15 protein-coding genes are annotated in these 19,680 nt (G+C 72.6%); 7 read left to right on the plus strand and 8 right to left on the minus strand.

Features of this window, described 5'->3' with window-relative positions; genetic code table 11:
- Nucleotides 1-47 precede the first annotated feature (47 nt).
- From FHU40_RS08475 to FHU40_RS08505, 7 genes are all read right to left on the minus strand, one after another.
- Nucleotides 48-1,031, minus strand: a complete 984-nt coding sequence (locus FHU40_RS08475; protein ID WP_183591770.1) for a sortase domain-containing protein — start codon at nucleotides 1,029-1,031, stop codon at nucleotides 48-50.
- Nucleotides 1,028-3,649 (minus strand): hypothetical protein, encoded by a 2,622-nt coding sequence (locus tag FHU40_RS08480; RefSeq protein ID WP_183591771.1) that lies wholly within the window; start codon nucleotides 3,647-3,649, stop codon nucleotides 1,028-1,030. Before FHU40_RS08480 ends, FHU40_RS08475 begins: the two co-directional genes overlap by 4 nt.
- Entirely contained in the window at nucleotides 3,646-5,301 is a 1,656-nt protein-coding gene (locus tag FHU40_RS08485; protein ID WP_183591772.1) for a substrate-binding domain-containing protein, read from the minus strand. Before FHU40_RS08485 ends, FHU40_RS08480 begins: the two co-directional genes overlap by 4 nt.
- On the minus strand, nucleotides 5,298-6,542 hold the full coding sequence (pstA, locus tag FHU40_RS08490; RefSeq protein ID WP_183591773.1) for a phosphate ABC transporter permease PstA: 1,245 nt from the start codon (nucleotides 6,540-6,542) through the stop codon (nucleotides 5,298-5,300). The genes FHU40_RS08485 and pstA overlap by 4 nt, the downstream gene beginning before the upstream one ends.
- 3 nt (nucleotides 6,543-6,545) lie before the next feature.
- Nucleotides 6,546-7,562 carry a phosphate ABC transporter permease subunit PstC gene (gene pstC / locus FHU40_RS08495; protein ID WP_183591774.1) on the minus strand — a complete coding sequence of 339 codons (1,017 nt, stop codon included), beginning with the start codon at nucleotides 7,560-7,562 and terminating at the stop codon, nucleotides 6,546-6,548.
- 368 nt (nucleotides 7,563-7,930) lie between these two features.
- Nucleotides 7,931-9,175 (minus strand): HNH endonuclease signature motif containing protein, encoded by a 1,245-nt coding sequence (locus FHU40_RS08500; protein ID WP_183591775.1) that lies wholly within the window; start codon nucleotides 9,173-9,175, stop codon nucleotides 7,931-7,933.
- A gap of 572 nt (nucleotides 9,176-9,747) precedes the next feature.
- A complete protein-coding gene (locus FHU40_RS08505; RefSeq protein ID WP_183591776.1) occupies nucleotides 9,748-10,149 on the minus strand; it encodes a VOC family protein in 402 nt (133 codons plus the stop codon).
- 184 nt (nucleotides 10,150-10,333) lie between these two features.
- Between FHU40_RS08505 and FHU40_RS08510 the strand changes: the two genes are divergently transcribed.
- Genes FHU40_RS08510 through wecB form a run of 7 tightly spaced genes read left to right on the plus strand, consistent with a single transcriptional unit; the run spans nucleotide 10,334 to nucleotide 17,823 of the window.
- Entirely contained in the window at nucleotides 10,334-11,065 is a 732-nt protein-coding gene (locus FHU40_RS08510) for a hypothetical protein (RefSeq protein ID WP_183591777.1), read from the plus strand.
- A 5-nt stretch (nucleotides 11,066-11,070) separates the two neighbouring features.
- Nucleotides 11,071-12,315 (plus strand): MFS transporter, encoded by a 1,245-nt coding sequence (locus tag FHU40_RS08515; protein WP_183591778.1) that lies wholly within the window; start codon nucleotides 11,071-11,073, stop codon nucleotides 12,313-12,315.
- Nucleotides 12,312-13,337, plus strand: a complete 1,026-nt coding sequence (locus tag FHU40_RS08520; protein ID WP_183591779.1) for a TolB-like translocation protein — start codon at nucleotides 12,312-12,314, stop codon at nucleotides 13,335-13,337. The genes FHU40_RS08515 and FHU40_RS08520 overlap by 4 nt, the downstream gene beginning before the upstream one ends.
- A gap of 20 nt (nucleotides 13,338-13,357) precedes the next feature.
- Nucleotides 13,358-14,584 (plus strand): hypothetical protein, encoded by a 1,227-nt coding sequence (locus tag FHU40_RS08525; protein WP_183591780.1) that lies wholly within the window; start codon nucleotides 13,358-13,360, stop codon nucleotides 14,582-14,584.
- On the plus strand, nucleotides 14,577-15,401 hold the full coding sequence (locus FHU40_RS08530; protein WP_183591781.1) for a WecB/TagA/CpsF family glycosyltransferase: 825 nt from the start codon (nucleotides 14,577-14,579) through the stop codon (nucleotides 15,399-15,401). The genes FHU40_RS08525 and FHU40_RS08530 overlap by 8 nt, the downstream gene beginning before the upstream one ends.
- Nucleotides 15,398-16,654, plus strand: coding sequence for a UDP-N-acetyl-D-mannosamine dehydrogenase (gene wecC / locus FHU40_RS08535; protein ID WP_183591782.1), 1,257 nt, complete (start codon nucleotides 15,398-15,400; stop codon nucleotides 16,652-16,654). Before FHU40_RS08530 ends, wecC begins: the two co-directional genes overlap by 4 nt.
- Nucleotides 16,655-16,680: 26 nt before the next feature.
- Nucleotides 16,681-17,823 (plus strand): non-hydrolyzing UDP-N-acetylglucosamine 2-epimerase, encoded by a 1,143-nt coding sequence (gene wecB, locus FHU40_RS08540; protein WP_183591783.1) that lies wholly within the window; start codon nucleotides 16,681-16,683, stop codon nucleotides 17,821-17,823.
- A gap of 84 nt (nucleotides 17,824-17,907) precedes the next feature.
- Here wecB and FHU40_RS08545 read toward each other — a convergent pair whose 3' ends face one another.
- The gene (locus FHU40_RS08545) at nucleotides 17,908-19,599 is read right to left on the minus strand and encodes a DUF4082 domain-containing protein (RefSeq protein WP_183591784.1); all 1,692 of its coding nucleotides are present in this window, start codon (nucleotides 19,597-19,599) and stop codon (nucleotides 17,908-17,910) included.
- Nucleotides 19,600-19,680: the final 81 nt, after the last annotated feature.

The raw sequence follows: 19,680 nt of genomic DNA on the forward strand, positions 1-19,680 counted from the left end.
TTCTTCGTTGGGGTTGGAACGTGGCCGTCCGGGGACGGCCCGGACGGTCAGATCAGGTTCGGCAACAGACGCATCACCACATCGGTGGTCGCCCAGGACAGCGCGATGACCAGGGGGCTCGCGACCACCCAGACCAACGCGGCCGACCATCGCTGACGGGCGGCGATGACCCCGAGCGTCACCGCCAGGAGCAGCGCCAGGCACAACGCCAGCAGCGGCAGTGCGCCGGTGTCGTTGCTCATGGCCTGCTCGCTCTCGGGCACCGCGGCCGCGCGGCCGGACGGTGCGGGGAACCCCTTCTTCGCATCGGCGTCGACGTAGACGACCGACCTCGGCGCTAGGGCTCCCAGGCGCCCCTCCCCCTCGGCGGTGACGAGGGTGAGGCGCGCGGCGCCGTCGGCCGGCGGCTGCGGCAGCGGATCACCCGCGCGCCGCACCCCGACGACCCGGAACGTCTTCTCCCCCTGACCGCCGACGACCGTGATCTCGGCGCCCCGGCCCAGCGACGGGAGGTCGCCGAACGGACCGCCGTACGTCGCGGCGCGCCCGTAGACCACCGAGGTCCCGACCTGGCCGGGGAGGGCGGTGTCGCGTCGGTGGCCGGGTCCGGCGAGCAGGTCTCCGGACGCCGTGCCCTCGACGACGACCTGCTGCAGCCCGATGTCGGGGATGGTCAGGAGGGCCACGGGAGCGCCGGCGGGGACCACCGGTCCGACCGGCGCCGTCGCACCGGCCAGCTGCTGCCGGAGCTGGTCGTAGAGCAGGTCCTGCGAGCGGCTCTGCGAGGCCGACGAGAGGAACAGCAGCTGCACGGCGATCCAGAGGCAGACGATCCCGATCATCGTGAACGACGTGGACAGGACCGAGGCGGTCTCCTCGGCCGCGCTCGCCGGGCGGTCCGGGACGCTCCGCGCGGGCGGCCGCGGCCGCCGCGGCGCCCCTCGCTTCGGCGTACGCCGCGGGCGACGGGCGCGCCGGGTGGGCACCTCCGGCGCGCCGACGGTCTCGGGCCGGTCCATGGTCGCGGTCACCGGCGGCCTCGCAGCAGCGGGACGGCGACCCGGATGACGGCGGTCGCGACGCACCCGATCGCGCCGAGCAGGATCAGCAGCGGTAGCACGCCGCCGGCCACGTCGGAGCCCACCGCCTGGGTGGCGGGCATGTCGACCGGCCCCGGCGCCACGGACGCCGGCGCGGTGGGCGAGGCCGCCGCCGACGGCTCGTCGCCCTCGGGAGCACCGTCCGGGGGCGTGACGCCGCCGGCTCCGCCGACCGGTCCGATCCCCCCGTCGCCGGCGTCGGCGGAGGGCTTCCCCGTCGGCGGGTCCGTCGACTCCTGCGCCTCCACGGCGTCGGCCACGGCCTGCGCCGAGGCGTAGAGACCGGCGGTCGTGCCGCTCCTGCGGATCGGGAGGTAACCGTCCGGCAGCTCGCCGTTGCCGCTGCCGCGCCGCTGGCCCTCCGTGGTCGACACCCGGATGAACTGGGCGACCTTGGCCGCCGTCTCGGCCTCGAGGTTCTGCAGCCGGGCGGCCGTGTAGACCACCATCGTGCCGGGGTAGGCGGACGCCGACCTCCGCACCCGGGCCTGGTCGAGCACGAACGGGCCGAGCTCCTCCTCCTGCTCCGCCAGCTTCAGGGCGGCCGACATCGAGGAGTCCGACGGGGCCACGAAGTGCTTCGGCTTCGTCTGCAGGGCCGCGGTCCGCAGGCCGTAGCGGGCGGCGTCGCCGAGGCTCACCACACCGAGCATGAAGCGCGCGCCGTACGACTGCCGGTCGATCCGGCCGGTCTTGTAGGTGTGCGGCGTCGTGGTGACGTCGGTGTCGCACCTGGTCTGGGTGTTCGGCCAGGCGTCCAGCAGCGCCGTCGAGATCTTGGCGATGGTGGTCACCGGGGCGGCCAGCAGGCTGTAGTAGCTGCCCGGGTTCGCCTGCCAGCACTCGATCGCGGTCTGCGGGACGTAGTTGTCGAGCAGCGGCCACTCGGAGGTGGGGATCTCGAACTTCCGGTACGACGGGTTGACCACCATCCCCCACGGGTCCGGCTTCCCGGCGATGAACTCCCGGGCGTCGCGGTCCTGGGCGATCCACTCCGTGAGCTGCTCGATGATGTCCGAGGAGTTCGACAGCGACAGCAGCGCGGCGCCCGCCTCGCTGGCGTTCCGGCTCAGGCCGGGGTTGAGCGCCGCGAACTCCGGATCGGCCATGATCGCCCACGGGTTCTTCGACATCCCGGGGTGGCCGGTGCCGAGGCCGGAGCCGACGTACGACTGGGTGAGCAGCTTGGCCACCAGCCGTGGGGTGAGCCGCAGATTGGTGTACTCACCGGCGTTGTCGGGCCGGTCGATGACGTAGCCGATCGCGAACCCGGTGACGGCGGTCGGCGCATAGCCGACCGGGTCGGCGCCGGCCTCGTGGGCCGACGAGACCTCGGCCGCGGCGCCCTCGCCGCTGGTCATCAGGTTCCAGCCCGCCTCGTCCGACATCTGGTTGAGCTGGAACTTGAAGCGCGACTTGTCCAGGCAGTACGCCGGGGTCCACTGGAGCGAGGCCTGGGCGAGCAGCTCGGACCCGTAGAACGCGGTCGGGGCCCGCTTGTCCAGGACGTCGCAGACGTCCGGCGGCAGCCCCATGGTGATCGGAATGACGAAGCGGTTGCGCCAGTTGGACTCCGTCCACCAGAGCGCGGGCGAGACCGCCTGGTCGACCGCGAGGCCGGCGAAGTTGCTGGACCCGGGCGCCCACTGGCCGGTCTTGCGGCAGGCCTTCTCGATGGTCGCCAGGTCGTTCTCGACGGGGGTCGACGCCTGGTCGCAGCTGACCCCGGAGATGGGGACGACGACGATCGAGCAGTCGGTCCGGTCGTTGCAGCCGAGCGACTCGTTCTCGACGTCGGAACGGACCTCGAACTGCACCGAGCCGTCGCCGTCGGCGTCGGTGAACGCGGCGACCTCGGCCGCCGGGAAGGCCGAGTCGGCGGCGGCCTCGGGCGGCATGTGCGTGGCGTTGCAGGCGGAGTAGACGGTGCCGCCGGCGGCGACGAACGGCGTCAGCCGCGTGGCGTACAGGCCGGTCCGGTCGATCTCCGGGCACTCCTCCGCCGACGGCAGCGCCCCGAGCGAGGTGCTGACCCGTTCCTTGGCCGCCGGAGCGGCGTGGACGTCTCGGAGCCAGGTCGCCTCGACGTCGGACCGCGAGACCTGCGAGCGCTGGGAGAACGACGAGGTCCAGCACGTCTCCGGCGTGACCTCGGCTCCGGTGCCGCGACACTGGAGGACGACGACCGGGTACTCCTGCGCCAACCCGCCCGGACCGTAGGGGTTGCCCGACCGTCCGGCGCTCGGCTGGGCGCCGGACCAGCTGATCAGGACGCGCTCCCGACCGCGCAGGTTCTGGGTGTGGTCGGCACGCACGGTCATCTTGAAGGCGTCGCTGAAGGGGTAGGCCCGGGTGCTGCCGTCGGCGTCGACGACGGATCGCTGGACGTCCTTCGTCTCCTCCCAGCCCTCATCCGCCGCCGGCTTCTGGGTCGATTTCTGGGCGCCCCGCTCCGCCGTCGTCGGTGCGGGCTGCGCCGCCGCCGGGAGCGGCGCGATCAGCGCGGCCAGCAGCAGGGCGACGAGCACCAGGCGGCGCCGGGCGGTCACAGCCGGCCTCCGGCCCGGGAGGTCCGCCGGCGGCGCATCCCCACGACGTACAGGCCGGGCAGCAGCACCAGCGCCAGCAGCTCGAGGACCGCGAGCCAGCCGAACGTCCGCTGGTCGGTGGTGCGGCCGGCGACCAGCTCGGTCGGGTCGGCGTAGATCACCTCGCCGGTGGTGCCCGTGGTGGTGGCCGATCCCGCGGCGCCGACGGCCAGGCCGGTCTCCGGATCGATCGCCGCCGGCGCGTCGCCCGGCGCCGCGGGCCCCTCACCACCGGAGGCGGCGGCGCCCCGCTCACCGTCGGTGCCGGCGGCCCCCTCGCCGCCGTTCCGACCGGCGCCGCCGGCCCCGCCGCCGTCGTCGGTGCTGGGCTGGTTGGTGCCCGTCTCGGTGCCGCAGGGGCCTTGGCCCGCCTGGTCGCACGCCGCGGGCTGCGGCGCCTTGTCGGCGAGCACGTTGTGGCTGAGATTCTTGCCGTCGAACGTCGGGTTGTTGCACGAGCGCACGTCGCGGTCGGTGAGGTCGACGGCCGGATCGGCGCCCTTGAGCTTGGCGAGCTGGTCGAAGCCGGCCTGCACGAGGTTGAGCGGCAGCGGTGAGTAGCCGTAGGGCCCGGCCTTCGTCTGCCCCGCGCACAGCGAGTAGTACATGAAGTCGGCGAGGGTCTGGCGCTTCGCCGACGACATCCGCGGGTCGTCGGACCCGGTCGGGATGATCATGTAGGAGTACGACGAGATCGGGTAGGCCCGCGGGTCGGGGTTGGCGTAGACGCCGTCGAGGACCTGCGTGAGGTACAGCTGGCTCGACTTGTCCTGGTTGATCTTCGCCTTCGTCAGCGCGACCGCGGTGTTGTACTGCGTCGGCTCGACGAAGTAGCCCGCCTGGTTCTGCACCTTCACGACCGGGTAGTCGGCGTTGACGGGGTACGAGTACTCGACGTACCCGATCATCCCGTTGCCCGCGAAGCCCTTGATCGTGTTCATCACCTGGTCGGAGCCCGCCTGGCTGACCATCTGGCTGCCGGCCTTCTTCGGGTAGTACGACGTCAGCCCGGCTTGGCCGAAGTAGGGCCGCCAGATGTTCGGGTACTGCTTGTCCATCCAGGTGGTGAACTGCGCCGTGGTGCCGGAGCCGTCGGAGCGGACCACCGGCTTGATCGGCAGCGAGGGGAACGTGCGGCCGTTGTTGTCCTTGGTGATCGCCGGGTCGTTCCAATTGGTGATCTGCAGCGTGAAGATCTTCGCGATCGTCTCGCCGGAGAGCCGCAGGTTGCGGACCAGCTCGTTGCCGATCTTCAGCTGGTAGGTGAACGCCGTGCCGCCGGCGACGATCGGGAGGTAGGCGAACGGGCGGCCGTTGCTGGTGTCGGACTGGCCGCGCTCGTCGGTGCCCTGATAGGGGATCTCGGAGATCGCGAAGTCGGTGCTCGCCTGCGAGAAGTCCTTGCGGCCCTTGGTCGAGCCGCCGCCGGTGTAGACGACCTTCATGCCGTTGGAGTCGACGTCGGCGATCCACTGCTGGAGGATCAGCTCCGACCAGGTGGAGCCGGTGCCCTCGATCTGCGCGTACGTCGTGGCGTGCGCCGGCCCCGGCAGGGACGCGAGGCCGGCGAGCGACAGCGCGAGGGCCACGATCAGGCGGATGGGGCGGTTCACGAGGTCTCCTGGTCGATGCGGTGGCTGGTGTACGTGGTGTCGATCGCGGGCGCGACGGGGCCCATCTCGACGAGCGGATCGGAGTGCACGAAGTCGACGGCGGGGCGTGAGCGGCCGCGGCGCGCCTTGGTCCTCTTCGGGCGGGCGATCAGCCGCGCGAGCACGAAGAGGGCGAGCACGACGGCCAGCAGCACGGTGGCCGCGGCGAACGCACGGGCGATGGCGTTCGGCTCGCCGGAGCGGACCGTCGAGTAGATGAAGAGCGGCAGCGAGTTCATCACCCCGTCGGTCGGATCGACCACGAAGAACTGCGCGTTGCCGGAGGTGAGCAGCACCGGGCTGGTCTCGCCGATGCCCCGGGCGATGCCGAGGATGCAGGCGGTCGCGAGGCCCGGACGCGCGGTGGGCAGCACGACGTACCAGACCGTCCGCCAGCGGCTCGCGCCGAGCGCGAGGCTTGCCTCACGCAGGCCGCCGGGGACGACGCGCAGCACCACGTCGGCCGCGCGGGCGATGATCGGGAGCATCATCACGCCGATCGCCAGCGCGGCGGCCAGCCCCGAGCGCGGAAGGCCGAGCGCGACGATGAAGACCGAGTAGATGAACAGGCCGGCGACGATCGAGGGCAGCGCGGTCATCGCCTCCACGACCGTGCGCACGACCCGGGAGAAGCGGCCGCCGACCTCGCTCATGAAGACCGCGGTGCCGATGCCGAGCGGCAGCGTGATGGCGATGGCGATCCCGATCTGGATCAGCGAGCCGAGGACGGCGTGCGCGATCCCGCCCTTGTCGAAGGGGTCCTTCGGGCCGACGCCGGCCATGTCGTCGACGTAGAAGTTCAGGTGCAGCAGCGGCTCGACGCCCTTGACCACCACGAAGACGACCGCGCTGAGCACCACCGCGCCGACGACCGTCGCCCCGGCGGTGATGACGGTGGCCGCGGCCCGGTCCCGCACCTCGACCAGGCCGCCGGTCATGCCGGACGTGACGGCGCCGACCAGCAGGAGGGCGAGGAAGGCCACGACGAGGAACCACGGCAGCCCCGGCAGCGGGAGCAGGCGCTGGGTGATCAGCCAGGCCAGGCCCAGGGCCGAGGCGATGCTGCCGATCCGCAGGAACTTCTCGTCGGCGGGCAACCGGCCGAGCGAGGCGCGCGGAACCGGCGGTGGCGCGTCGTCGTCGTACCGCGGCAGGAACGTGGTCCCCGCGGCTTCGGTATCGGGGGCGAGGGCGGTGGTCATCGGCTACGCGTCCGTCCCGGCGCCCGAGCGGCTTCGGTTGACGATCATGGCGGCGATCGTGTTGACGACGAGGGTGATCAGGAAGAGCACGAAGCCCGCGGCGAGCAGTGCGGAGAGCTGGCTCTTGCTCGCGTCGCCGAACCGGCCGGCGATCAGCGCGGAGACGGTGTTGCCGCCGATCTCGAGGATGCGCCACTTGGACTCGAACGACGGCGACAGGATCAGCAGCACCGCGATCGTCTCGCCGAGCGCCCGGCCCAGGCCGAGCATGGTGCCGCCGATGATGCCGCCGCGCCCGAAGGGCAGGACGACCGCGCGGATCATGCCCCACTTGGTGGCCCCGAGCGCGAGTGCGGCCTCCTTCTCGCCGGGCGGCGTCTGCGAGAAGACCTGACGCATCACCGCGCACGACATCGGCAGCACCATCATCGCGACGGCGATGCCCGCGCAGAACATGCTGAAGCTGTAGTTGGAGATGGCGGCGTCGATCAGCGCGGCGTCCGGGTCGGCGTTGTGCACGTCGAAGAGCGGCACCCAGCCGAGGTTGCGGTCCAGCCAGACCGCGAACTCCGCGGCGTACGGCATGATCAGGAAGTAGCCCCACAGGCCCCAGATGATCGACGGAACCGCGGCCATCAGATCGACCAGCGACACCAGCGTGCTGCGCAGGAACGCCGGCGCGTACTCGCTGATGTAGAGCGCGGTCAGCAGGGCCAGCGGGAACGCGATCGCCATCGCCACCAGCGCGACCATGACCGTGCCGGTCAGCACCGCCCGGATCCCGAGGATGTCGGCCTCCGGCTGCCAGCTGGCCTCGGTGAAGAAGCTCAGCCCGTAGTGGGTCAGCGTGGGCCAGGCCTGCCAGCCGAGGAAGAGGCCGACGCCGCCGGTGATCACCAGCACGGTCGCGCCGACGGCACGGATCGAGTGGACGAACACCCGATCCGCCCCGGTGGCCTTCCGGGAGATGGTGCGGGGCTCCACCTCGACGGTGGCGTCCTGGACGGGGAGGGTGGTCACCTGGTTCTTCCTGGCTGAGCACGGGCCGCGCGTCCGGTGGAGCACGCGGTCGAAACGCCTGAAGTCTCAGGAGACCGCCGAAACAGATGGCCCTTCCACGATGAACGGCGGGCGAACAGCGACGGCCGGCTTGCCCAACTTCGCCGTCCACCGATCCGCCGATGGCCCGAACGGGCCATGCCACCTCACCCCGAATGCCCATCTAGGCCAGGGGATCACGGCTCCCCTACGAAGATCCGACCGTGGTGTTGAGGCCCGAGGAACGCCAGCGACGAGCCACAAGCCGACCGTGCCCGACGACGGTGGTTGAGGAGATTGCGCTAGCAACCGTCTCGAAACCATCGTGCCCAGCCCGGCTGACTTGATCGTCACGTGCGTCGATAGAAGCGGATCTTCCCGGTGGGCAGGTACGTGGTCTGGTACGTGGGGTCGTGGATGAGGGTGTGGTGCCAGGCGCAGAGGGAGGCGCCGTCGGTGAGGTTGGTGTGGCCGCCGTCGGCCCAGTGCTGTTGGTGGTGGGCGTGGAGTCCGGTGGTGCGGTCGCAGCCCTCGGCACGGCAGCCGTGGTCGCGCAGGAACATGGCGATCCGCTGGCGCTCGCTGTGATACCGACTCCGCCTACCCAGGTCCAGCGGGACCGAGGCGCCGCCGAGGACGGCGGGGATGATGCCCGCCTCGCACGCGAGCCGGCGGGCCATCGCGGGTGAGATTTGGTCGCCGGTGTCGAGGACGCCGGCCTTCTCCAGCCGGTCGGTGAGGGTGTCTTCGTCGATGACGACCACGATGGTGGCGTTGACCCCGCCGGTGGTCGGGAGTCGGTCGACCGGGTAGCGCTCGATCAGCTCGCACAGCGCCCGGCCGAGTGCCTCGGGTCCGGGCCTGCGTTCGATGCCGGGGCCCTGGGTGGCCGCCACGTGCTTCGGAGCGGCCAGCGCCATCAGCATCTTCCGTAGGGCGGCGGCGTGGTAGGTCGGCAGCGTGAACCGGCCACGGGTGGTGCCGTCCCCGTCGTCGACCATCGTGACCGAGCAGGCCCGCAGCGCGGCCGCCTCCTGCCGTTGCAGGATCTCGGCTTCGTGGGCGTCGGCCTCGGCTGGGGCGATGACCTCCCACAGCCGCCGCCCCAGCCGGCTCAGTGCCTTCGCGTCGTGATGACGCGCCTCCGCGAGCAGATGCGCCTCCGCCTTCTCCCGGGTCTCCGCCCCGAGGTCGGCCGGGAGCTGGTCGACCCACCGAATGACGACCCGCGCCTGCTCGACGTCGATGTCCCCGGCCGCCAGCGCCTCCCGGGTGGACTGGTGTTGCTCGAGGTCGTGGCCGAGCCGCACCGCGCCGTACGCGGCCGCCCGGGTGGTCTTGGTGGTGTGGGCCAGCCAGTTCGCCGCCGACGAGGCACCCACGTCCTGGCCCACATGCATGGTGTCGGCGTGCGCGGCCACCCGGGCCTGCAGCTCGGCGACCTGCGCCGCCAGCCGGGTCAGCTCGACCAGCGTCGCGCCGGCCTCGGCGGGGTCCATGGACCACACCGACGCATCGGCCACCGAGTCGGCGAGATCGCGCATCCGCGCGGTCGTCGTCGACACCCGGTGCCGCGGCGTGGCCTGTGCTGTCATGACCCCTACTCAAGCACCCGCCACCGACACTCAATGCCCTGAATCCCCTTATTTCACAGGGCTTTGGGTCACGAACAGGTCACGATCCAGCGTGCTCGTCCACACCCGAGTCGATGTCTGTGGAGGGGTGGTTTCGAGACAGGCGCTAGCGCGCCTTCCTCAACCACCGTGGGCGCGCCTTCCTCAACCACCGTGACCCCGGCGACGGTGGTTGAGGAGGTTGCGCTAGCAACCGTCTCGAAACCACCACCCCCGCGGTAGAGCCGACCGCAGGTCGGCGTCCTCCCGATAGGCGCCAACGGGGTGCGCGGGAGGAGCCGTCAAGGACGGCGAAGCCGCCGCAGGGAATCCTTGACGGCGGAGGACGCGCGCCCATACTGGCGCCGCCGGGAGGACGCCAACACTCCCCGACGCGGGACCGGTGGTTTCGAGACAGGCGCTAGCGCGCCTTCCTCAACCACCGTGGGCGCGCCTTCCTCAACCACCGTGACCAGGACGGGTGGTTTCGAGACAGGCGCTAGCGCGCCTTCCTCAACCACCGGGCGCGCGCCTTCCTCAACCACCGTGGCTACTCAGGCCTGCTGGGCGGCGAGCTCGGCTTCGGAGCGCAGGATGCAGAACTCGTTGCCCTCGGGGTCGGCGAGGACGACCCAGCCGGTGCCGGGGCCGTACTTGCCGCGCAGGTCGGCGACCACGGTGGCGCCGTGGGCGACCAGGGTCGTCAGCTCCTCGTCGCGGGTGGCGGCGCGCGGGCGCAGATCGAGGTGCAGCCGGTTCTTGCCGGACTTGGTGTCCGGGGTCTCGATGAACAGCAGCCGGTGGCCGGTCTCGGGGTCGCGGATCATGCACTCCTCGTGGCCGGGCAGGTTGGGGTCGCCCTCGATGTCGACGTACCCGAGCACGGGCTTCCACCACTCGGAGAGCTCGTAGGCGTTCTGGGCGTCGATGGTCGTGTGGGAGATGAACGCAGTCATGCACCCACGATCCCGACCCGCAGCGCCGGGCTCAACGGGGTTTCTCCCGAGCGTGCCGCGGGTGCTCCCCAGTCTTGGGTAACTGCCCGCCGGGAAGCTCAGCCGGGTGCGGCCGATCGCCCACGCTCGACAGCGGAGTGGGGGACTCGCCAAGGGGTCCTTCCCTGGCGCCTGGAGACCGTCGATGCCGAACCGCCGCAGCATGCTGATCGCGCTCGCGGCCGCAGTGCTGGCGGCGATCGTCGTGGGTGGCGCCTTCGGCGTGCGACTCGGCGACGATCCGGACGGGACCTCCGCCCCGACCGCGGACGCATCCGCGGACCACGACGCCCCGACCGGCTCGCTGTCTGGCAGGACGGAGCCCCGGTCGGGGACCAAGCAACGAGGCTCGGAGTCCCTGCCGGAGCCGACCTCGTCCACCTCGCCGCAGACACCGCAGGCGCCGACGACGCCGACGACGGCCAAGGGCGGCGTAGCGGTGGTGCCCGAGCAGGCCGGGCCCGCCGGGGAGTACCGGCTCCCCGGCCTCGGCCGACCCGCGACCGACCCGTCGGGCCCCGCCTACGAGCCGCCCGAGAAGCCGGCGGCCGCGCGCGGCCGACTCGTCGCCGGGTATCCCGCGCGGCTGCTGCCGCGCGCACCGCGCAGCACGGTCGTGAGCAGCAGCGTCGCGCCGACCACCGGTCGGGTGCAGGTCGCCCTGGTCGGCCATCGGTCGACGAGCCCATCCTCGGTGCTGCTGTTCTACCGCGCCACACTCGGCCGGTCGGGCTTCCGGGAGGTGCCGACCCAGGCCGTCGGCGGCGCCGACGCGGCGGCGTTCCGGCGCGGCGACGAGCGCGTGGTCGTCACGATCGACCCCGCGCCCGCCCGCACCTACTCGGTCTACGCGACGCTGGTCGCCGGCGAGGCCTGAGCCGGATGTACATCACGCTCAGCGACCGGCCCCAGGCTCCGGTCGGCACGCCCCGGGGACGCCGGCGGCGGGTCGCGCCCGTCGTCGTCACGCTCGGCATCGTCAGCCTGGTCACCGACATCTCCTCGGAGTCCGTCGCGGCGATCCTGCCGCTCTACCTGACCGGCGTCCTCGGCCTCTCGACGATCTCCTACGGCTTCGTCGACGCCCTCTACCAAGGCGTGAGCGCGCTGGTCCGGATCGGCGGCGGCTGGGCCGCCGACCGGGGCGGCCACCCGAAGTGGGTGGCCTTCCTCGGCTACGGCCTGTCCGCGGTCGCCCGCTTCTTCCTGCTGTTCAGCGCCGGCCTGGCGACGGTCTCGGCGGTGATCTCCGCCGACCGGGTCGGCAAGGGGCTGCGCACCGCACCACGCGACGCCATGATCTCCGCGGCCACCCCGCCGAGCCAGCTCGGCGCCGCGTTCGGCGTGCACCGCACGCTCGACACCATCGGCGCGGCCGTCGGTCCGCTGCTCGCCTTCGCGATCCTCTGGTGGATCCCCGACGGCTACGTCACGGTGATGGTGGTCTCCCTGGGCTTCGCCGTCCTCGGCGTCGCCCTCCTCGGGCTGCTGGTCCCCGACCGCCCGGCCGCCCAGCCGCGGCCGGCGCGCACGCCGGTGCGCTGGCGCGAGGTGGCGCAGCCGGGCCTGGTCCGCCTGCTGGTGGTGGCCGGCGCGCTCGGCCTGCTGACCGTCGGCGACGGGTTCATCTACCTCGCGCTGCTCGATCGTGGCGGCTTCGCCGCGCACTGGTTCCCGCTGCTCTACGTCGGCACGAACATCGCCTACCTCTCGCTGGCGATCCCGATCGGGCGCCTCGCCGACCGGGTCGGCAAGGCGCGGGTGCTGGTCTGCGGCCACGCGGCGCTGCTCGCGTCGTTCGTCGTGGCGGCGGTCTCGTGGGACGCGACCGCGTCGACGCTGCTCGCCCTGCTCTTGCTCGGCACCTTCTACGCCGCGACAGACGGCGTCACCGCGGCGCTCGCCGGTCGGCTGGTGCCGACGACCGTGCGGGCCAGCGGCATCGCCTCCGCGCAGACCGTCGTCGCCGTCGCGCGGATGGCGTCGTCGGCGATCTTCGGCGTGCTGTGGTTCGTGCTCGGTCCCCAGCTGGCACTGGTCGTGGTCGGGACCGGGCTGCTGGTCGCGCTGCCCCTGGCACTCGGCGCCGTCCGCCGGCTGGATCTCGAGGCGGGAGCGGCCCGATGAGCCAGCGTGCCCGGATCACCGCCTTCGTGGCCATCGTCTTCGTCGTCGTCTCGGTGATGACGGCCTACGCCGTCGGCGCCGCGTCGAGCTACCGGCGCTCGCACGACCGGCCGCCGACCGTCGCCATCGTCTCCGACGCGGCGGCCGTGACCGCCGCGAGCAGGCCCCGGATCGTGTTCCGGCACACCGGCATCGACTCCCAGTACGGCGTGGTCGCGTCCGTGCCGCTGGACGACCCGGGCGGCGCCCGGACGTTCGCCGACATCGCCTGCGACCGGGTCGACGCGACCACGGACGTGACGTCCTGCCTGCGCACCGAGCGCGGGGTCGTCACGAGGTACTCGCTCACCGAGTACGACGCCGACGGCCGGGAGATCCAGCAGGTGTCGGTGCCCGGCATCCCGAGCCGCACCCGCCTCTCCCCCGACGGGTCGCTGGTGTCGACAACGACGTTCGTCAGCGGCCACTCCTACATGCAGGTCGGCTTCTCGACCGCGACCGAGATCCGCGACGTCGGCGGCGAGGGCCACGGCAACCTCGAGCGGTTCACGCTGATCCTGAACGGCGAGCGGGTCGCGCCGCGCGACCGGAACGTCTGGGGCGTCACGTTCGCCGACGACGACACCTTCTACGCCACGGTCGGGACCGGCGGCGCCACCTACCTGGTCCGGGGCGACCTCGGCGCGCGGACGCTCACCTCGATCGCCGACCACGTCGAGTGCCCGTCCCTCTCCCCCGACGGCACCCGCATCGCCTTCAAGCAGGCCACCGAGCGGGACGGCACGACCTGGTGGACCCCGGCGGTGCTCGACCTCGCGACCGGCAAGCGGACCGTGCTGACGGCGGAGCAGCGGAACATCGACGACCAGATCGAGTGGCTCGACCGCCGCACCCTGCTCTACGGGATCCCCCGCGACGACGAGGCCGGAGTGACCGACGTCTGGGCACTCCGGACCGACGGCACCAGCCGTCCCGAGCTCTTCATCCAGCAGGCCTGGTCACCGTCGGTGGTGAGGCCATGACCACGACGGAGGAACCGACGGTGCCGACGCAGCTACTGCCCGACACGAACCCCGACACGAAGCCCGGCGCCAACGCCGAGGAGGTGCTCGGGTCGCCGCGCCCGGCCGGCGTACGCCACCTCGACCCCACCGCGCCCGAGCGCGTCGCCCGACTCACCGACCTCGCCCTGCGCGGGTTGGCCGCGGGGTACGACCCGGCCACCGGGTCGTTCGCCCAGACCGTGCGCGGGCTGTCCGGCGGCCGGGGCGTCACCGTGGCCGCCCAGGGCACCAGCCTGCGCTACACCGCGATGGCGGCCCTCGGGCTGTCCCGGGTCCCGGAGCCCGCCCAGCGTGCGGTCCTCGGCGGCCGCAGCGCCGTGGACGTCGCGCTCCACGCCGCCGACCTGGCGGCCGGCTCGGACGACCCCGGCGCCGTGGCGCTGGCCCTCTGGTGCGCCGTCGAGGTCGCCGACCTCGCCCCGGAAGCGCTGCTGGACCGGCTGCCCGGCCTCCTCGACGGCCGGCCGCTGCCGACCGTCGACGCCGCGTGGCTGCTGACCGCGGCGGTTGCGGCCGCCGACCTCGCCGACACGGCCGAGACCGTGGACCGGGCCGCCGCGTTGCTGCGCCGCTACCACGGCCCGGGTGGCACCTACCCGCACGTGCTGCCGCCGCGCACACAGTCCCGCTGGCGGGCACACGTCGGGAGCTTCGCCGACCAGGTCTATCCGCTGCAGGCGCTGGCCCGGGCCTCCCGGCTCACCGGCGCCGACTGGATGCTCGACCACGCCGACCGCACCGCGGCCGCCATCTGCACCGCGCAGGGAGCGGCCGGCCAGTGGTGGTGGCACTACGACTCCCGCGACGGCCGGGTCGTCGAGCCGTTCCCGGTCTACAGCGTGCACCAGCACGCGATGGCCCCGATGGTGCTCTTCGACCTCTGGGAGGCCGGCGGCGCCGACCACCGCGCCGAGATCGTGGCCGGGCTCGGCTGGGTCGACGACCACCCGGAGGTGGTCGAGGAGCTGGTGACCGAGCGCTTCGGCCTGGTGTGGCGCAAGGTCGGGCGCCGCGAGCCGCGCAAGGCGGCGCGCGCGATCGCCGCGGCCGCGACCTCGGTGTGGCAGGGCGCCAGGGTGCCCGGCCTCGACCGGGTGCTGCCGCCCGTGGTCGTCGACCACGAGTGCCGCCCCTACGAGCTCGGCTGGCTCCTCTACGCCTGGCTCACACCCGCCACCGACCGGACGGAGGACCACGATGCGTGACACCACGACGCCGACCCGCCACCTCTTCGGGCTCGAGGTCGATGCCCTGACGATGGACCAGACCGTGGCCCTGGCCGAGCGGGCGATCCGCCAGCACGAGCGGCTGCTGATCGGGGTCGTGAACGCCGCCAAGATCGCCAAGCTCAACGCGGACCCCGTGCTCCGCGACTCGCTGCTGGAGGCCGACGTCCTGCTCGCCGACGGGCAGTCGGTGGTCTGGGCGAGCCGGCTGCTGCGGCAGCCGCTCCCCGAGCGGGTCGCGGGCATCGACCTCTTCGAGGAGCTGCTCGGCGTCGCCGACCGCGGGCACCTGCGGGTGTTCCTGCTCGGCGCCAAGCCGGACGTGCTGGCGCGGGTGGAGCAGGAGATCGCCGTCCGCTGGCCCGGCGTCGTGATCGCCGGCAGCCGCGACGGCTACTTCACCGAGGCCGAGGCCGACGAGGTCGCCGAGCAGATCGCCGGCAGCGCACCGGACCTGCTCTTCCTCGGCATGACCACGCCGAAGAAGGAGAACTTCATCGGGCGGTACGGCGAGCGGCTCGGCGTGCCGGTGCAGCACGGCGTCGGCGGCTCCTTCGACGTGCTCGCCGGCGTCACCGCACGCGCACCCCGGGCCTGGCAGCGCTGCGGCATGGAGTGGGCCTACCGGGTCGCCCAGGAGCCGCGCCGGCTGTGGCGCCGCTACCTGGTCACCAACCTCGCGTTCCTCGGCCTGGTCGGGATCGAGCTCGTCCACCCGCACCCGGCGTACCGCCACAGCCCGAACGGCATGCCCGTCACGAACCAGCTGGACCAACCACGGAGGGAAGCACGATGAACGAGGTCTTCAACGGACGGCTCGCGATCCTCGGGCTCGGGTACATCGGACTCCCGACGGCCGCGGCGCTCGCGACCCGGGGAGTCGAGGTCGTCGGGGTCGACGTCAACGAGGCGACGGTCAAGGCGGTGGCCAACGGCGAGGTGCCGTTCGTCGAGCCCGACCTGTCGGCCGCCGTCAGCGGCGCGGTCGCGATGGGCCGGCTCACCGCGACGACCGAGACCCCCGAGGCCGACGCCTTCATCATCGCGGTGCCGACGCCGTTCCAGGACGACCACCAGGTCGACCTGTGCTACATCCGGGCCGCCACCGAGCAGATCGCGCCGCAGCTGCGCGGCGGCGAGACCGTGATCCTCGAGTCGACGTCGCCGCCCGGCACCACGGAGTCGGTGAGCCGCTGGCTGGCCGAGATGCGACCGGACCTGACCTTCCCGCACAGCTCCGAGGGCGTCCCGGACGTCTACGTCGCGCACTGCCCCGAGCGGGTGCTGCCCGGCCGGATCATGATCGAGATGGTCACCAACGACCGGGTCGTCGGCGGCATCACCCCGCGCTGCGCCGAGAAGGCCGCGTCGATCTACCGGGTCTTCGTCCAGGGCGACATCGTGCTCTCGGACGCCGCGAGCGCCGAGATGGCCAAGCTGGTCGAGAACGCCTACCGCGACGTGAACATCGCCTTCGCCAACGAGCTCTCGCTGATCAGCGAGCACCTCGAGCTCGACGTGTGGGAGGTGATCCGGCTCGCCAACCACCACCCGCGCGTCAACGTGCTCACCCCGGGACCCGGCGTCGGCGGCCACTGCATCGCGGTCGACCCGTGGTTCATCGTCGGCGCCGCGCCCGAGGAGTCGCGGCTGATCCGCACCGCACGCGACGTCAACGACGGCAAGCCGCATCACGTCGCCGAGCAGGTCGTCGCCAAGTGCGAGCGGTTCGTGGAGCCGACGGTCGCCTGCCTGGGCCTGGCCTACAAGGCGAACGTCGACGACCTGCGCGAGAGCCCGGCCATCGACATCGTGGCCGCGATCGCGGAGGCCCAGCCCGGCCTCGACATCCGGGTCGCCGAGCCGCTCACGCACGTGCTGCCGCAGCAGCTCGCGGCGCATCCGAACGTCCGCCTCGAGCCGGCGTGCGACGCGATCGCCGCCGCCGACATCGTGGTGCTGCTGGTGGACCACGACCACTTCAAGTCGCTGAGCCGGTCGCGGCTGGCCGGCAAGGTCGTCTACGACACCCGCGGACTGTGGCGGTAGTCATGGGCACGGTCAGGAGCAGGGACATGCGCACGGTCATGGTGGTCTACGGGACCCGTCCGGAGGCGATCAAGCTCGCACCGGTCGTCACCGACCTCGCCGCGGCCCCGGGCCTGCGGGTCGTCACGGTGGTGACCGGACAGCACCGCACGATGCTCGACCAGGTCAACGGGCTCTTCGGGATCCGGCCCGACCTCGACCTCGACGTCATCCAGCCGCGCCAGCAGCTGCACGACCTCACGGCCCGGGTGATGTCCGGGGTCACCGAGGCGATCCGCGAGCACCGGCCCGACGCGGTCGTGGTGCAGGGCGACACGACCACGGCGTTCGTCGCCGGGCTGGCCGCCTTCTACGAGAAGGTGCCGGTCCTGCACGTCGAGGCCGGGCTGCGCACCGACGACCGCTACAACCCGTTCCCCGAGGAGATGAACCGGCGGCTCACCACCCAGCTCGCGTCGCTGCACTTCGCACCGACGCCGCTGTCGCGGGCCAACCTGCTCGCCGACGGCACCGACCCCGCGGACATCGTCGTCACCGGCAACACCGTCATCGACGCGCTCCTGGCCGTGCTGGCCCGGGGCGTCCCGGTCGAGGACCCGGCGCTCCGCGTGCTGGACGGCGGTCCGGCGGTCCTGGTGACCAGCCACCGCCGCGAGTCGTGGGGCGAGCCGATGTCGCGCACCGCGGCGGCGATCGCGCGGCTCGCCAAGGAGTTCCCCGACGTCCGGTTCCTGCTGCCGGCCCACCTCAACCCGGTGGTCCGCGAGGTGCTGCTGCCGCCACTGCACGGCTTCGACAACGTCACGATCACCGAGCCGCTGTCCTACGGCGACTTCGCACACGCCATGAACGCTTCCTCGATCATGCTCACCGACAGCGGCGGCGTGCAGGAGGAGGCACCCAGCCTCGGCAAGCCGGTGCTGGTGCTGCGCGACAACACCGAGCGGCCCGAGGCCGTCGACGCGGGCACCGTGCGGCTCGTCGGGACCGACGAGGACCGCATCGTGCGCGAGGTGTCGACGCTGCTGACCGACCCCACGGCGTACGCCGCCATGGCCCACGCCGTGAACCCGTACGGCGACGGGCTCGCCTCGGGGCGCATCGTCGCCGCGGTCGAGCACTTCTTCGGGCTCGGCCCGCGTCGCGCCGACTGGGCGGCCACGACGTAGGCCGTGCGGGGTGCAACGAGCGGTGGGTCGGGAGCCGCCAGGGCTGGCTCCCGACCCACCGTCTCGACTATCGGTCGTTCCCTGTCAGCGGACGGCGCGACCGTCCTGGTCGCAGTAGTTGTCGGCGAGCTCGTTGCCCGCACCGCCGCGCTCGAAGGCCATGTACGCGCCGTAGAGCCAGTCACCGCAGACGAACCGGTTGGACAGGATCTTGATGTTCGTCGGGGTCGGCCACTGCGCCGACTGGTCCCCGCTGGCACCGCCGTAGACGACGTAGGACCCACCGGAGATCAGGTTGTCCTGCAGCGTGACGTTCTGGGCGTGGCCGAAGTCGCTGTAGACCGTCAGCGCACCCGAGACGCCGCCGCCACCGGCGAACTTCTGCCCGTGCAGCAGCACGGTGTTGTGCCGCACGACCACGCCGGCGGCGCCGCCGTGGTTGGAGATCCCGGAGTGGTGGTCACCGGCGACGTGGCCGAGGTCGTGGATCCAGTTGTCCTCGACGACGCCCTCGTGCTCGATGGTGATGCCGTTGCCGGTGCCCGAGATGTCGTTGCCCTTCACCAGGACGTTGGGCGCAGCGCCGTAGATGTCGCGCACGCCCGACCGCGCACGGCGGTCACAGCCGGCGGGGGTGCCGATGATCTCGTTGTTCACGACGCGGGCGCCGGAGCCCTGGTACGACGCGTCCGAGGACTTGTAGCGGATCGCCACGACGTCGCTGTCGTCGCTGCCGCCGCAGCTGGCGATGCGCGAGTTCGAGACCGTGACGTTCGGCGCGTCGATGACGACGGCGCCGTGCACGTCGAGGCGGTCGAGCACCGCGCCCGTGCCGCTCACGAAGATCGACTTGTAGGTAGGGTTCCACTTCCAGCCGGCGCCGGAGGTCGCGGCCTCGGGCACCTGGGTGAGCCCGTTGACCGACGCGGGTCCGGTGTTCGTCGCGTCGGGGTAGCCGCAGGCGCTCGGCACCGGCGCGCACCCGTCGGGGCGGGGGCCGGCCGGCGTCGGCGGCGTCGTCGTCCCGCCGGTGCCGCCTCCGCCCCCGGCCGTGGCGCCGGGACGGAAGACCACGTCGACCCAGTAGTTCGGGTGGCCGGCGCCGCGTCGGGCCGGGGCACCGAGGGCGTGGTTGAAGACGCCGTTCATCTTCGCCGGTGCGGCGAGGTAGCGGGTGGCGACCCCGCTCCGGAAGCCGCTGTCGGTCCGCGCGTAGGTGCCGCTCGGGGAGAAGGCCGAGACCGTGTAGAAGGCGCCGGCGCGCAGCCGCACCGGCTTGGCGAAGCGGACCGTCTTCCAGCCCTCGCCGGCCGAGCCCTTGATCCGGGCCGCGGCCAGCCGCTTGCCCGTGGGCGACCACAGTTGCGCCGAGCGCGGCGTCGCGGACTTCCGCTTGACCGGCTGGTACACGCGGACGCCGAGCGCGGCGCCGCGGACCTTCGCCTTGAAGCGCATCCCGACCCGGACCGGGCGCGGGGCGTCGACGGACCGCACCCGGGCGAGCTGGGCGGGCTTCGCCGATCGCAGCAGCCCGACCGGCGCGGCCGCCCGGGCGGAGCCTGAGGAGGCTGGAGAGGAGGCTGGGGACGAGGCTGAGGAGGGGGCGCTCTCCCGGGGAGCCGTCACCCCGCTGGCGCTCTGGGCGTTGGCCAGCGTGACGGCACCTCCGAGGACGACCACGCCCGACAGCCCCACGGCCGCGAGCTTCCGCCGCCGTGGGGCGGTCGGTGCGCGTCGACGATCGGGGCTGCCCGGATTCAGCATCTGGCGTTCCATGGGGGATTCCTTCGTGGTGGGGGATGGGGGCCGACTCAGGCCCGCCCATTTCCGCAGGGCAGTGACCCACACGGGCGTCGC

This window comes from Nocardioides soli (genome assembly GCF_014191495.1).
GTDB lineage: Bacteria > Actinomycetota > Actinomycetes > Propionibacteriales > Nocardioidaceae > Nocardioides > Nocardioides soli.